This is a genomic window from Streptomyces sp. NPDC001536, from assembly GCF_042894505.1.
Lineage (GTDB): Bacteria > Actinomycetota > Actinomycetes > Streptomycetales > Streptomycetaceae > Streptomyces.
The window spans coordinates 13,094-27,854 of the sequence record NZ_JBIAVQ010000033.1 but is presented as its reverse complement, the minus strand read 5'-3'; the positions used below and the strand labels follow the sequence as shown (position 1 = coordinate 27,854).

At 68.8% G+C, this 14,761-nt stretch carries 11 protein-coding genes; 4 read left to right on the top strand and 7 right to left on the bottom strand.

Annotated features, from left to right (window positions below):
* Positions 1 to 415, bottom strand: a 415-nt coding sequence (locus ACFY0U_RS44870) for a flavin reductase family protein (RefSeq protein WP_388646157.1), incomplete at its 3' end; no start/stop codon positions are given.
* Between the two features lie 160 nt (positions 416 to 575).
* A complete protein-coding gene (locus ACFY0U_RS44865; protein ID WP_388646155.1) occupies positions 576 to 1,442 on the bottom strand; it encodes a helix-turn-helix transcriptional regulator in 867 nt (288 codons plus the stop codon).
* A 231-nt stretch (positions 1,443 to 1,673) separates the two neighbouring features.
* Here ACFY0U_RS44865 and ACFY0U_RS44860 point away from each other — a divergent pair, with 231 nt between their 5' ends.
* From ACFY0U_RS44860 to ACFY0U_RS44850, 3 genes are all read left to right on the top strand, one after another.
* On the top strand, positions 1,674 to 2,549 hold the full coding sequence (locus ACFY0U_RS44860) for a helix-turn-helix transcriptional regulator (RefSeq protein WP_388646153.1): 876 nt from the start codon (positions 1,674 to 1,676) through the stop codon (positions 2,547 to 2,549).
* Between the two features lie 525 nt (positions 2,550 to 3,074).
* Complete coding sequence (locus ACFY0U_RS44855) at positions 3,075 to 3,914, top strand: SDR family NAD(P)-dependent oxidoreductase (RefSeq protein ID WP_388646152.1); 840 nt, start codon at positions 3,075 to 3,077, stop codon at positions 3,912 to 3,914.
* 137 nt (positions 3,915 to 4,051) lie between these two features.
* Positions 4,052 to 4,834 carry an SDR family oxidoreductase gene (locus ACFY0U_RS44850; RefSeq protein WP_388646149.1) on the top strand — a complete coding sequence of 261 codons (783 nt, stop codon included), beginning with the start codon at positions 4,052 to 4,054 and terminating at the stop codon, positions 4,832 to 4,834.
* A gap of 184 nt (positions 4,835 to 5,018) precedes the next feature.
* Here ACFY0U_RS44850 and ACFY0U_RS44845 read toward each other — a convergent pair whose 3' ends face one another.
* Positions 5,019 to 7,904 (bottom strand): alpha-L-rhamnosidase, encoded by a 2,886-nt coding sequence (locus ACFY0U_RS44845; protein WP_388646146.1) that lies wholly within the window; start codon positions 7,902 to 7,904, stop codon positions 5,019 to 5,021.
* A gap of 596 nt (positions 7,905 to 8,500) precedes the next feature.
* Between ACFY0U_RS44845 and ACFY0U_RS44840 the strand changes: the two genes are divergently transcribed.
* Complete coding sequence (locus tag ACFY0U_RS44840) at positions 8,501 to 10,123, top strand: glycoside hydrolase family 76 protein (RefSeq protein WP_388646162.1); 1,623 nt, start codon at positions 8,501 to 8,503, stop codon at positions 10,121 to 10,123.
* A gap of 214 nt (positions 10,124 to 10,337) precedes the next feature.
* On the opposite strand, the gene ACFY0U_RS44835 is transcribed toward ACFY0U_RS44840, so the two are convergent.
* The 4 genes from ACFY0U_RS44835 to ACFY0U_RS44820 all read right to left on the bottom strand — a co-directional run bounded on the left by ACFY0U_RS44835 (position 10,338) and on the right by ACFY0U_RS44820 (position 14,711).
* Positions 10,338 to 10,769: an FG-GAP-like repeat-containing protein gene (locus ACFY0U_RS44835; RefSeq protein ID WP_388646145.1), complete on the bottom strand. Its 432-nt coding sequence runs from the start codon at positions 10,767 to 10,769 to the stop codon at positions 10,338 to 10,340.
* 475 nt (positions 10,770 to 11,244) lie between these two features.
* A complete protein-coding gene (locus ACFY0U_RS44830) occupies positions 11,245 to 12,840 on the bottom strand; it encodes a Na+/H+ antiporter (RefSeq protein ID WP_388646144.1) in 1,596 nt (531 codons plus the stop codon).
* A gap of 116 nt (positions 12,841 to 12,956) precedes the next feature.
* Positions 12,957 to 13,391, bottom strand: coding sequence for a carboxymuconolactone decarboxylase family protein (locus tag ACFY0U_RS44825; RefSeq protein ID WP_388646142.1), 435 nt, complete (start codon positions 13,389 to 13,391; stop codon positions 12,957 to 12,959).
* An 81-nt stretch (positions 13,392 to 13,472) separates the two neighbouring features.
* Positions 13,473 to 14,711: an MFS transporter gene (locus ACFY0U_RS44820; protein WP_388646140.1), complete on the bottom strand. Its 1,239-nt coding sequence runs from the start codon at positions 14,709 to 14,711 to the stop codon at positions 13,473 to 13,475.
* Positions 14,712 to 14,761 lie beyond the last annotated feature (50 nt).

Genomic DNA, 14,761 nt, shown 5'->3' with positions numbered 1-14,761 from the left:
AACCGACTCCAAGCCATCGAACGAGACACCGACGTGGCCTGAGTGGTGCACCTATCCCCGTACTTGGTGGTGCACTCACACGAGTACGGGGACAGGCGGTCAGGTCGAACTCCTCGAACTTGTCCACGTCGGCGCCCGAGCAGTTGCCGATGTCGACCACGGTGGCGGCCATGTCCGCCGTCGGGACCGAGATGACGCACTCGCCGGTTTCGACGAGTGCCTGGTAGCTATGGTCCCAGGGGCCGATGGTCGCCGCGATCAGCGGTGGGGTGTGGCGCACCATCATGTTGAACCCGTTGGTCATGACGTTGAGGATGCCGCGGTTCTGGGTGGTGACCAGGATGACGGGGCCGGGTTCGATCAGCCGGTGAACCTGGTCCAGGGGGTGGGGCTGAAGGTCCTTCACGGTGATCATGTCTGCTCCCGGCGCCGTGCGATCTGCGCGTCGGCGGGTCAGCCGGCGCGTTGCCTGTCGCATCGAGTGTCGGCCGACGGGAGCACCGCTATGAAGGCCGCGTCGTTCCTGGGTGCGGCAGGACCAGCCTCCACCGGAGCTCACGTGCTCATGTTCGCCGCTACCGCTCGTTGACGGCGAGGTCGGGCACAGTTGCCTGAGCCTGCTTCGGCCGGGTGGCCATGGCCCTCAGCCTCTCGAAGGCGGCCGCCGTCGGGCTGGCCGGTTCTGCTTGATAGACCACCAGTTGCTGGTGCGGGGCACCGTTGACTGTGAAAGCCGCGAATTTGATGTGCAGGTCTCCGACCTGGGGGTGTTTGAGATGCTTGCCCTCTTGGGACTTGCCCTTCACGTCGTGCAACTGCCAGATCCCGGCGAACTTCTCGCTCTGGGCGGACAGTTCCCCTACGACTTCGGCGATGCGGGCCGATTCGGGGTCGTGTCCGTAGGCGGCCCTGATTTCGGCGACACAGGAGTGCGCGGCTCGCTCCCATTCCTGGTAGAACTCGCGCCCTGCCGGGTCGACGAACACCATGCGGGCGAGGTTGTCGAACTGGTCGAACCCGCTGTGGAGGGCGGTGGCGAGGGAGTTGCCCGCCATGATGTCGAGGGCCGGGCCGACGACGAAGGCCGGAGTGTGGTCCCATCCGTCCATCAGCTGCAACAACTGCCCGCTGACGTCGGTCTCGCCCCAGTCGCGCGGGCGCTGTGAGGCGGTGAGGCAGAGGCGGTTGAGGTGGTCGGTGGCTTCCGCGTCGAGCTTGAGTGCCTGCGCCACGGCGTCGAGGACCTGTGGGGACGGGCTGCTCTCGCGTCCCTGTTCCAGCCGGATGTAGTAGTCGGAGCTGACTCCCGCGAGCATGGCGACTTCTTCTCTGCGCAGTCCCGGTACGCGGCGTCGCCCGTGTTCGGGCAGACCGACGTCGTGTGGCTTCAGGGCTTCTCGGCGGGCTCGGAGGAAATCGCCCAAAGGGGTCCCATTGCTCATGCGGCAAGACTAGATGCATTTCAGCCGACGGGAACTGTCGGTCGCGCACTATGCCACCACGTAGCACACCCTTCACCAAGGGTAGCCGTGTGCCCTGTTCGGCGAGCTTTTCCCGTGATGACTCGGCACGGCCCGTCGTGGGCTCTCCCTCCGGGGGACTGGTATTCCTGGGTGTAATGCACCCACCGTCGCCAGAACCGCGCACGGCGATTTCCGCCTACCTTGGCAACCATGGACAACGACACACACACTGACCCGGTTGGAGGGCTGGGCCAGTTCCTCCGCTCCCGCAGAGAACGCCTCAGCCCTGCCGCAGCGGGATTGCCCGGTGCGGGCCGTCGAAAGGTGCCCGGCCTGCGGCGCGACGAGGTCGCGACACTCTCAGGTGTCAGCCTCAGCTACTACAGCCGACTCGAGCAGGGCCGTGAACTCAGCCCCTCACCCCGGGTGCTGGAGGCCCTTGCCCGCGCACTGCAACTCGGGGACGAGGACAAGGGGGAGCTCTTCCGGCTGGCCCGGCCGGCAGCCCGCCGTACGAAGTCCCCTTCCCGGGTCGAACGGGTCCGCCCGCACCTGCGGCAGTTGATCGAGAGCTGGACCCGGACGCCGGCCTTCATCATCGGCCACGCCCAGGACCTGCTGGCCACCAACGCGTTGGCCGACGCTCTCTACCGTGACTTCGCGCAGCACGACAACGTTCTGCGCATGCTCTTCCTGGACCCCGCGGCGAAGTACTTCTACCGGAGCCCGGAGCGGGCCCGACATCGTGCGGTCGCCGACCTTCAGCAGACCGCGGCCAGCAATCCGCAGGATCCCCGCATCCTGGAGCTCGTCGGTGAACTGTCCGTGCGCAGTGGCGAGTTCCGCGCCCTGTGGGCACGCGAGTACACCCGGGTCCCGCCCTACGACGTCAAGCAGATTCACCACTCCGTCGTGGGAGACCTGGAGTTGCGGCACGAGGCCCTCAACATCCGCAGCGTGCCCGGACAGCAGCTCATCATCCTGCAGGCCGAGCCGGACTCCCCGTCCGCCGACGGACTGGCCCTGCTTGGCTCCCTCAGCGCACCCGAAGTGCCTCACCAGCAGGATCCCGCACACGGATCCTGAACCAGGAGACCGCCGGAGAATCGTCCTCGCCGGGGCACGGATGCGCCCCGGCGGGGTCGGCGTGTTTCACACCCCGGGGTGTTTTGCGTGTTCCTCTCGGCGACATTGCGAATTCCGGCTGGGAGATCACGAGAAAGGCACGCTTGGCTCGATGTCGGCGGTCGAAACCCAACTTCCCGCATTTTCCGCGTGCGGGAATGCGGCAGCCTCGATCGCCTCTCTGGTCCTTCCGTGAACGCGCTGGCGCGGGGGCGTCAGCGGCACGCGCATCGCAGCAGGGCGTCTGCGAACTCCAGCTCAGGTTCCAGGTCGGCGCAGCTCATGGCCGAAGGGCCCGGATGCTGCCGCGACTGATGGTCCTTGGCTCCTCCGCCTTCATGCTTCGCCCGGACGTACGCCTCCTCTTCCTAGGTGTGGGACACCCAGGAAAAGCGCAGCCTTCATAGCTCTGTAGCCGAGGGGCACACTCGAATACGTCAACAGGAAATCCCCGAACACGGGGAACTGACGAAAGAGGTTTTCCTCATGGCTACGTGGTTTGTCACCGGCGCCTCTCGTGGAATCGGTGCGGAAATCGCCCGCGCCGCTCTGGCAGAAGGCAACGATGTCGTGGTCGCCGTACGGAACCCGGAGCGTGTGCCGGATGATCTGAAGAACTCCGACAAGGTCTTCGCCGTCGCCTTGGACGTCACGGACAACGACAGCATCCCGCAGGCGGTCGAGGCGGCCGTGGACCGGTTCGGCGGCATCGACGTCCTGGTCAACAACGCCGGCCGTGGCCTGCTCGGCGCGCTGGAGGAGATCACCGACGCGGAGGCCCGGTCACTGTTCGACCTCAATGTCTTCGGCCTCATCAACGTCACCCGCGCCGTGCTGCCCGTCATGCGCAAGCAGGGCTCGGGCCGGCTGGTGCACATCGGTTCGCGCTCCGGTTTCGAGGGCGAGCCCGGTGTCAGCCTGTACTGCGCGTCGAAGTTCGCCGTCGCCGGAATCAGCGAGGCGCTCTCGGCCGAGATGGCACCGTTCGGGATCCAGTCGATGGTCGTCGAGCCGGGCGTCTTCCGCACCGACTTCCTCGACGGCAGCTCCCTGTCGGTCGCCGCGGACCGCATCACCGACTACGACGACACCCCGGCCCACGTGACGCTGGACTGGATCGACCGGGCCAACCACGCCCAGCTCGGTGACCCCGTCAAGGGCGCCGCGCTCATCGTCGAGGTCGCTTCCACCGAGAAGCTGCCCACGCACCTTTACCTCGGGCGCGACACCCTGGAGCGGCTGGACGTCAAGCACCAGCAGGTGCAAGACGACCTCGCCCCGTGGCGCGAGAGGTCCGCCGCCACCGCCCACGACGACGCCGCCTGACACACCGCGCGCGCCCTCGGCTTCGGGTGCCTGCGGCCTTCTCCATCAGCCCGGCCGGGCGGGAAGACCTGGCCCGGCCGGGCGCCCCACCACTGATCCACATCTCCCCACCTTCCGATCAAAGAGATTGAGGTTTTGTGATGTCTGCTGCCCTGCTCACCGGCACTCCCCTCGCCGGCCGTGTCGCTGTCGTCTCCGGCGCCTCCAGCGGCATGGGTGCCGTCACCGCCGAACGCCTCGCCGAACTCGGTGCCACCGTGGTCGTGCTGGCCCGGCGCAAGGAGCGCCTCGACAGCCTCGTCAAGGACATTGAGGCAGCCGGCGGCACGGCGCTCGCCCTGGCCGTCGACGTCACCGACCGCGCCGCCGTCCAGACTGCCGCCGACCAGGTCGCCGCCCGCTTCGGCAAGGCCGACCTCGTGTTCAACAACGCCGGCGTCCAGCTCATCTCCGGCATCGAGGAGCTCAAGGTCGACGACTGGCAACGCCAGATCGACCTCAACATCAGCGGCCTGATGAACGTCATCGCCGCGTTCCTCCCGCACCTGACGGACTCCGCAGCCCAGGGCAGGCCCGCCGACCTGATCAACACCTCGTCCATCGCGGCCACCCGCATCCTGGCGAAGTTCTCCATCTACTCCGGCACCAAGGCGTACATCAGCCACCTCACCCGGCTGCTCCGCGTCGAGCTCGGCCCCAAGATGGTCCGCGTCGCCACCATCGAACCCGGCATGGTCGACACCGAACTCCCCGACCACGTCACCGACCCCGACGCCTCCCAGCTGATGTCCGACCTCATCCACGACATCGACGTCCTCCAGAGCGCCGACATCGCCGAGACCGTCGCCTTCATGGCCGCCGTCCCCCGCCACGTCAACCTCACCGAGATCACCATCCTGCCCACCGCGCAGGCAATCTGAAGTCCGTCCCGTCCGGGCGGGGAGAAACAGCGTTCCGGCTGTCCCTCCCCGCCCGGACGCATGCCCTCACCGCCTCGCGGTGCCGACTGGATGTCCCCTTGGACGGCTTAACGACGACGGCGCTGCCGGCCTTCGCCCTGACGGCGCAAACCGCACAAGGCGAAGGCCAATAGCCCAGCGCTCCTCAAGAGGTGAGGTAGCAACCCTTCCGTACGCCCGGTAGCGGATCAGTGCCGAACGCGGCCGTCGTGCACGCGGTGCCGCCGGTGAACGACTTGTACACGAAGGTGCCCCGTGCGCCATAGGCGACGGTCTGCTGCCCGCTGAACGCGCATGTCCCGGTCTCGTCCGAGCAGCTCGTGACATAGCCCACCGGGCCGCCGGTGGCGGTGTAGCAGGCCTTCGACTCGCCGGGGATCGGGTCGCCGAACGTGGCGTCGGTGCACGGGGTGTTGCCGGTGGCCTTGATCGTCGTGAACGCGCCGAAGGCTCCGTACATCACCGGCTGTCCCGCAGCCGCCGGGCAAGTGCCGTTCTGGTCCGCGCACTTGGTCCAGCCACCGGCCGGGGCTCCGGATGGTGGCAGGTAGCAGGACTTGGCGACGCCGTCGATGGGATCGCCGAAGTGGGCGTTGCTGCAGGTGACGAAGCCGTTGGTGACCTGGTGGGCGAAGTTGCCGTTGGCGCCATACGCCACGTCGCGGTTGTAGCCGGGTACGGCGCAGGTGGCGCCCTCGGCGGCACAGACCGTGTATCCGGGCGGGCCGCCCGTGTCGGCGACGTAGCAGGACTTGACGAGGTTCGCCGCCGGGTCGCCGCCGAAGGAGGCGTTGGTGCAGGCGGTGCTGCTGGTCACCGTCTTGTACTTGTACGTCCCGGCCCCGTAGGCCACGGCACGGGTGCCGCTGAAGGAGCAGGTGCCGCCCTCGCCCGCGCACCGGGTGAAGCCCGCGCGCAGGGCGCCGGTTCCGGGTTCGGCGGGTGCCGAGGGATTGCCCAGTCCGGAGGCGGTCACGCTGTAGCTGCCCGGGGCGACGCCGGTGAGGTAGACGTAGGTGTCGTCCTGGCTGGCGCCGGTGATGCCGGAGGTGGGTGTGAAGGTGCCGTTGCTCCAGACGACGTTGCCGTTGACGGACACCGAGATGTTGGAGCCGCCGAGCTTCGGGACGCCGATACGGCCGGTGGTTCCGGACGGGCTGGTGAGCTGAGCCGTGTAGGTGCCGGCGGCGGGGCTGCGGGACCAGGAGGCGTTGATGGCGCCCTGGGGCATGGTGATGCGGCCCTCGGCGCTGGTCAGGTCGCCGGGGTGCGGGACGAAGCGGTAGGCGCCGGTCGCCGATTCCGGTGCGGTGCCGAGCACGTCGAAGGTGAGCGTGGAGGTGGGCGCGCTGGACCAGCCGTGGGCCAGGCTCATGAAGGAACCGCCGTAGGCGAGACCGCCGTCGGCCTTGATGCCCTCCCAGAAGGTGCTCTTGGTGCCGATGTCGCTGCCCAGCATGTGGCCCCAGGTGCGGCGGATCTGTGCGAGGGCGCCGAAGTCGTCGTTGGCGGTGAAGCGGGCGTTCAGTTCCATGCCGCCGGCGAAGGGCGACACGTTGCTGCCCCATTCGGGGGTGGTGGGGCCGTAGATGCCCCAGTTGTTGCCGAGCCCCGCGACGATGCTCTTGGCCTTGGCCGTGGAGTCGGTCAACCCGTACCAGACCGCGAGGGAGTTGCCGTCCTGTGGATACAGGGCGCTGGTCGGGTTGTCCTTGTACATGCCCTTCGAGGCGTCCCACAGCCGGGAGTTGGCCGCGGTCTTGATGGCGGCCGCCTTGTCGGACCAGCTCGCGGCGAGCGCACTGTCGCCCTTGGCCTGGGCCAGGGTGACGCCGCCCCTGAGCGCGGCGTACAGCAGCGCGTTGGCGGAGATGTTCGCGCCGCCCTGGCCGGAGCGGGCCCAGTCCTGGGTGCGGGTCACGTTGAGGAGGTTGTTGCCGTCGATCTTGTTGATGATGAAGGCCATCGAGCGCTTGTAGTCGGCCCATTGGGCGTCCAGCCACGCCCGGTCGCCGGTGTAGGTGTAGTACGTGGCCGTGCCCAGCAGCGTCCAGGTGTGGTAGGTGTCCGAGCCGGTGAGGTTGAACGGTGGTCCTGACCAGGGGATTTCACCCTCCGCGGACGCGGCGTCGTACATCGTGGTGAGCGCGTTGCGGGTCGAGGTGAGGTCGTTGGAGTAGGCGTACTGCGTGGGTACGGCGATGCCCAGGTCGCCGGGCCACACCGTACGGTCGCGCTTGGCCCCGTCGACCAGGACGGACTCGCCCACGCCGACGGTGGCGCCGTTGTCCCAGGCCGTGGCCGGCGGCGGCCAGGCGCGACCCTGGTCGGAGGCGATCGTGTTGAGCTGCACGGTGTACGCCCCGGCGTACCAGATGCGGTTCAGCAGGTCGTCGCTGGAGTGGAAGTAGTTGGCGTAGTCGGCCGGGTTGGCCTTCCCCGGATCGGCGGTGAAGTCGAGGCTGACGCCCTTGAGATCGACCCAGCCCGAGGTGTCGAGGAAGACGGTGAGGTAGCGGAAACCGCCGCGCTGCTGTGCGGTGGGCATCGTGTACGTGCCGTTGGCGGAGGCCGTGGTGTGGAGCGCCCCGTCCTCACTGTCCCGGCCGCTGCTGCGGTCGCTGTTGTTGCCCACGTACAGGGACGACTCGCTGAAGGCCAGGCCGACCCGTTGGCCGCTGTCGCTCGTACTGCCGAATGACAACGTTCCCATTCCGGCGACCTCTTTGCCGAAGTCGAGCGTGATGGACGACTGCGAGCCGGAGATCCGCGTCGACTGTCCGCTGAGGACGTTCTGCGGGTTCGCGACGCTGCCGGACGTGCGGTACACGGCGGTCGGCTTGAGAGTGCGGGAGGTCGGCGAGTAGCTCAGAGGGTCAACGGCCTCCTTGCCGACGCTCGTTGCGGTCGTAGGGGTCACCGCGGAGGCGTACGGCGCGGGACTTGCGGCCAGCGCGGCGGCCGCGACCATGGCGAGGCTGAGCAAATGATGCCGGCCTGGCGATCTGCTCAGCGAGGGACGACGGCGCATGGAACCTCCCGGGGCGGGTGCGGGGACACGGAGACGTGACGTGAAGCATGAAACGATTCAAACGCGCGACCTACGAGCCCCAGCGCCTGATCGGACAGTCGGATACACGAGGAGCCTCGTCGAAGTTTCACCGATGATGGGCGCGCGAATTCGAGGTGTCAACCCGTCGCGACGACCGTCAACTCCCTTGCGAAAGACTCCCGTTGAAGGCATTGACAGGGACTCGCCAAGCCGGTTCACTGCCTCGGAGACAGGTATGGACCAGTGCGCGATTCCGGCCCAGCTCGGTGAGAGCTGTCGGCCCCAGCAACGCCCGCCAACTGGCGTCCCCCATCGTGAAATCGAGGCGATCTGCCGTGCGCTCACGAAGCTCCGACATCGTTGTCAGATCGCGACTCCTCGGCTTCCTGCTGGCGGCCGCTCTCGCGTTCGCGGCACTGGTCCCGGCCGCGACGCCCGCGTCCGCCGCCACCCAGGTGTGCGTGCTGGCCTGTGACACGCTGGACCCTTCACGGGCTAGAGAGGAAACGTTTCCAGTACCGACCAAGAACCTCAACGGCCGTCGTGTCCAACTGCATGTCTCCGACGCGGACGACATGACGTGGGCCAGCATCGACGACGGCGTGCCCGGCGACGCGGTATGGCTGGACCGCTCCTGGGACGGCGGCGCCACCTGGGAAGGACTGCTCGGCAAGGCGAGCATCCCGAGCACCTGGACCGGCACCAGAACGCTGATGTACAGCATCACCGACCCCCGCAACCACCGGCGCGGACTGGTCCGGGCCTGCGGCGACGCCGCCTCCGTCGGCTGCACGAACTGGGTCTACCCCACCGTCTGCGACACCCTCTGCGACGGCACCAGCGCCGGCCAGGCGGCCGGCGACGACCAGCCGGTGCCGTCCACGACCATCTACGGCCGCACGGTCCGACTGCACGTGGACCAGAAGAACTCCATGGCCTGGGCCACCATCGAATCCGGTGGCGCGGGCGACGAGATCTGGCTCGACCGCTCCTGGGACGGCGGCGCGACCTGGCCCGGCGGCTCCTCGCTCGGCCGTACCAGCACCCCGTCGGGCGCCACCGGCACCCGTACCGCCATGTACGCCACCCGCGACCCACGCGGCCTCCTCTACGGCGGCGCCGTCCGCGCCTGCGGCCGCGAGGCCGGTCACAACGAGGGCAGCTGCACCACGTGGGTCAGGCCCGCGCCGACCAGGGCGCGCGCAGCGGCGGACGCGCTGATGACCTCGTACGACCCCTACAACGGCTGGTGGCCCAGCAGTTGGTGGAACTCCGCCGCCACCCTCACGTCCGTCATCGACTTCGCGAGGACGACCGGCAGGCACGACTACGACTGGGCCATCGCGCGCACCTTCGATCAGAACAAGGGCGTCTTCCCCGCCGGAGTGCGCAGTTCGGACGCGATCGAGGGGCACTTCATCAGCCGGGCCATCGACGACGCCGGTTGGTGGGCCATCGCATGGCTCGACGCGTACGACTACACCGGCGACGCCCGCTACCTCGCCGAGGCCGTCACCATCGCCAACTACGTGCAGCAGTACTGGGATCCCGGCACCTGCGGCGGTGGCGTGTGGTGGGACCGCGAGCGGACCTACAAGAACGCGGTGACGAACGGGCAGTACCTCTGGCTGACCACGGCCCTGCATCAGCGCATCCCGGGCGACACGGTGTGGCTTCAGCGGGCAAAGACGGCCGCCGCCTGGTACCGGGCCAGCGGGATGATCAACTCCTCGGGGCTGGTGAACGACGGGCTCACCTCGGCCTGCGCCAACAACGACAGCACCGTGTGGAGTTACAACCAGGGACTGGCCATCGGCGGTTTCACCGAGCTGTGGAAGGCGACCGGTGACAGTTCGTTGCTGACCACCGCACGAACCCTGGCAGATGCCGCCGTCAGCAGCCCGGCGCTGACCCGGGGCGGAGTGCTCACCGAGTCCTGCGACCTCGGCTCGGCGTCCTGCGACGACAACCAGAAGCAGTTCAAGGGCATCTTCATGCGGCACTTCGCCGACCTCGCGAAGGCCACCGACTCCAGCACCTACCAGGCGTACATCCAGAAGCAGGCGGACACGCTGTGGGCGCGGGACCGCAGCTCCCTCAACGCCGTCGGTCAACGCTGGGCCGGCACCGGCCCGAACCAGACCGACTGGCGTACCCAGGCCAGCGCCCTGGGAGCGCTCACCGCCGCCGCGGGCTGACGAGCGGTTCTGGCGCAGGAGGTGGGTGCCGTACACCTGGGCAAATGGCAGGCCTGGTTCCGTTCCCCGCACGCGGCCGGGCCGGCCGTAGGGCAGCCGCAGGGAGCTGCCGACACCTCCTCGGCAGGTGGCGGCCGGCACACCCATACTCTGGGCCGACGCCCCACCGCGCACCCGTGGCGGGAATCCCGGCCGCTCAGGACATGAATGGTGTTCAGCCCCGGCTACCGGCCTTTCCGCACTTCGGGTAGAACGTGCTCAGGCCCGAGCCGGGCATGTTGCTCGGGGTGTCGTCATCGGTCTGATCCGCGTAGACCCTGTACCTGCTTGAGTCAGCGGTCGCGTCAGCGAGTCCCGTGTCCCCGTCGCCGAGGCGGGCCTCCGTCTGATAGACCCCGTCTCCGGCGTAACTGAACACCGCCAGGTCGGGGTAGGGGTTGTGATCGTAGTCGGCCACGGCGATGCCACGTGTCTCGCCGAGGTCGAGATGCCGGGTGTGCTGTCCCCTGCCGGAGCCCGAGAAGGGGCCCGACACCAGTTCGGCCACGGTCGGCTCGATCGCATCGTCTCCCTGCTTCTGGCCGGTGGCCACGACGACCAGGTCGCTCCAGCCGTCGCCGTTGAAGTCGGCCACCGCTGCCAGCACGTCTTCCTCTCCGGCGCCGGAGCGCTGACCAGCTTCCTCACCCCGACCGGCGTGCCGTAGCCCGCCTCGTCACCGAACGCGACGGTCAGTCGAGCACCGGTCTGTGAGGGATCGGAGACACGGTCTCCCAGGCCGTCACCGTCGATGTCGGCCAGCAGATTCCCCGACGGCGTCACACACGACGTGACCGAGGGTCTGCCCGTGGGTCGTGGAGGTGCTCCGCCGACGGACTCACCGCAGGCGCCGAGCAGGGCCGCGGCTGTCGCCAAGGCAGCCGCCTGCCTGGACAGCTGTGCACGCCCGCTCGGATGGCTCGTTGTTCGCATGACTGTGACAAGCACCTTTCAGGCAGCGGGGGATGACCGGCTGAAGCTCCGAGCGTAGGCGGCAACGGCGCCAGGAACGGCCGAGCCTGGAGACTCGCACCAGGTGCCGATCGAGGGCCCCGAGCCGCACGGGACCTTCCGTCGTCCTCCTAGGGGTGCGCGGGGTCCTCCCGGGAGGACTTCGGCGCTGGGTGATTCGTCCTTCTCCCCAGCCGGACCTCCTCCACATCGAGCACTTCCTGAACGGTGCGCAGGACGATGTCGTCAATACGGCCGGCATCGCGCAGGTTGGTGAGCGTGTCGCGCTTGACCTGAAGCAAGGCGAGTTCGAGGCGCCGCACGCTCTCTCGGCGTCGCGTGGAGTCGGGCGCGGAGGCCGCACGGTCTTCGATGTCCCGGACCATGCGCAGGGTGTCCGCTTCGGGGACCTCGAACTGCTGTGCCAGCTCCGGCAGGGCGCGTAGCGCGGCACTGCTCATGTGGCAGCGGGCGAGGGTGAGTTCCGCGGTCCTGTCCTCGTCCTGGGGAAAGCGGGCATGGCGGACCACGGTCGGCAGCGTGGGACCGAGGAGCGCAAGCGTGACGACGATGACGACGGCTGTGATGAACACGACGGCGTCGCGTTGCCCGACAACTTGTCCCTCGGCGGTCGCGGCGGGCACGGTAAGCGCCGCGGCCAGTGAGATGCCTCCGCGCATCCCCGCCCACGCCAGAGGCAGGCGCTGAGGGGCGGTGATACGGCGGTCGCGCTGCTGAGGCCGCCGGTCCAGCAACCTGACCAGATAGGGGATCGAATAGAACCACGCCAGCCGTGTCCCGAACACCGCGACATTCACGGCCACGGCGGCGATCATCGCTTGCGCCAGGGTGACTGAGGTCAATGCCCTGACCGCGGCGGGCAGTTGGATGCCGACGAGGATGAACAGCGCGCTGTTGAGCAGGTAGCTGGCCACTTCCCAGAAGGCGATGGCCTGGATGCGGGCGTCGGAACCGATGAAGCGAGGGCCGAACCGGCTGGTCACGAGGCCGCAGGTGACGACGGCGAGGACCCCGGACACGTGCAGGAGTTCGGCGGGCAGGTAGGCGAGGAAGGGGGTGGCGACGCTCAGCACGCTGTGGAGCAGAGGTTCGGGCAGCCGGCGCCGGACCGGGATCAGGAACAATGCGATGGCAGCGCCCATCAGGATTCCGCCAGCGTAGGACGCGACGAAGGCGAGCGCTGTGCCGGACCAGGAGAAGGGCTGCTCGTCGGTGACGACCTCGATGGTCACGGCCAGCAGGACCAGAGCGGTCCCGTCGTTGAGCAGGCTTTCGGTGCGCAGCACGGTCAGGATGCGGCGGGGCATGGCCTTGGCGAGGGCGGCGACGGCCGCGGCGTCGGTGGGAGCCAGGACGGCGCCGAGGACGAAGGCGATGGGCCAGCTGTAGCCCAACGCGTGGGCGACGGCTGCGACAGCGACGGCGGTGGCCAGGACCAGCCCGGTGGACTGCAGGGCGATGCTGCGGAAGTTGTTGCGGATCTCGCGCACCGAGGAGGTAAGCGACTCCCAGTACAGCAGGGCGGGAAGAAAGAGGAACAGGACGACATTGGGGGACAGGGCGAACGAGGCGAAGGGCGGTGTCAGTCCCACGAGGCAGCCTGCGCCGAGCAGCAGAAGCGGTTCACTCAGGCCCGTACGGCGCGACAGCCAGCCCATCGCCAGGACACCGACGGCGATGACAACGATCAGTTGCAGGCTTTCCATATCGATACCTCTGCTGTGCACGCCGTCCCGGACACCACCAGGGGTGAGGCTCTGCGTTCGTGTTCCTGGCTCAACGGTCGCGCCCCGACTTACAGGGGAGCCGGGCTACGGCGTTCTCAGGAGCTGCGTTCCTCGGAGTCCGGGTGGGCTGAGACGCCGCGCTCGGTGAAGACCTTCTTGGCGACGAAGGTGGCGTTGAGGGCCTTGGGCATGCCGCAGTAGACGGCGGCGTGCAGCAGTGCCTCGACGATCTCCTCGGGCTTCAGGCCGACGTTGAGGGCTGCGTTGATGTGGACGTCGAGTTGCGGCTCGCAGCCGCCCAGGGCTGTCAGCATGCCCAGGGTGACCAGTTGGCGGTCCCGCGGGGCCAGTTGCGGGCGGTTGTACATCTCGCCGAATGCCCAGGCGACCACCTGGTGGCCCAGCTCGGGGGAGATGTCGGCCAGCGAGTCGATGACCTTCTGTCCGCTCTCGCCGTCGATGCTCGACAGTACGGCCATGCCGTGGTCGAAACGCTCCTGCCGGTCCTTCGTGCTGTCGTGGGTGCTCATGGCTTCGCTTCCTCTTCCTGCCGTCTGGCGGCCTGTGCGTTGATGTGCGGGTCGTGGTGTCCCCCAGGGAGGGGCGCGGGGTCATTCGGCGCGATGGTGGCGGAGCGCGGGCAGAGCCAGGAGGACGCCCAGGACGAGCCCGGCGGCGACCATGCGCAGAATGCCGCCGAAGCCCAGGCCGGTCAGCGCGCCGGTGAGCTGCGGGCCCAGGCTGGCGCCGATGAACATGCTGCATCCGTAGAGGGCGACGGCCGCGCCGCGGGCGTGCGGGGCGCTTGCGTTGATGGTTTCGACAACGGCGGGTGCCGCTGCCGCGACAGCAGCCACGAACAGCAGCAGGGCGATGGCCAGCAGTACGGTGTGGCCGCCGAGGAAGGAGCCGACCGCGACGGTGAGGGCCGCCAGCGCGAAGGCGAGGACCGCGCGCAGGGGTGCGGCCAGGCGCTGGAGTACGGGGGCGAGCACGGGGACGGCGACCAGGGCAGGCAGTGCGCTGGCCCGCAGGGCGAGGATCGCGGAGGAGTTCCCGGCGATGCCGGCCGGTCCGGCGATGGCCACCGCCGTGTAAACGGCGACGAAGGCGGACATCAGGGCCACGGTCGACAGGTACAGGGCGACCAGACGAGGTCGGCGTAGCAGCCGCGGCATCGCCGCGAACGCCTGGCGCAGCCCGCCCCCGGTGTCGTGGCGGAGCGTGGGCCGCAGCACGCGGCGCACCGGGATCAGGCTCAGGGCCATGAGTGCGGCACTGATCCAGAAGACCGCGCGCCAGCCGAGCCCGGCCGCGACGGCCTGGGCGCCGATCTGCAGGAGCACGGCGGCGGCGAACATGCCGCTGGTGATGCAGGTAAGGGCGGTGCCGCGGCGCTGTGGCGCGATGTGGTGGACGGCGTAGGAGAGCGCGGCGGGCGCGAAGGTCGCGGCGGTGAGTCCCTGCACGCTACGCAGAGCGATGGCCGTGGGGAGGTCGGGAGCGGCGCTGACCGCCAGGGTGGCTGCCGTGGCGGCCACGAGGCCGGTGGTGATCACGGCACGCGATCCGTAGCGGTCCGAGAGGGGACCGGCGAGGAGGAATCCGGCGGCGTAGGCGAAGCCGAACGCCGTCGCGGTCCAGGTGACCTGCTCCGGTGTGGTGCCGAGCGCGGTGGCCATGGGGTGCAGCAGGGCCAGGACGGTGTACATCTGGCCGACCATCAGGACGCCGAGCGCGGTCAGCAGCGCGATGGTCGGCGCGGCGGGCGCCCAGGAAGTCGGCTGGCCCGAAATGCTGGGCGCGGTCGCTATGTGTCGGGGTGAAGTGGCGGGAGCGGGGTGGAACATGGGAACTCCAGGAAAGGGGGCGTCTGCTCGCCGCCCCACGTGTTTGCGCG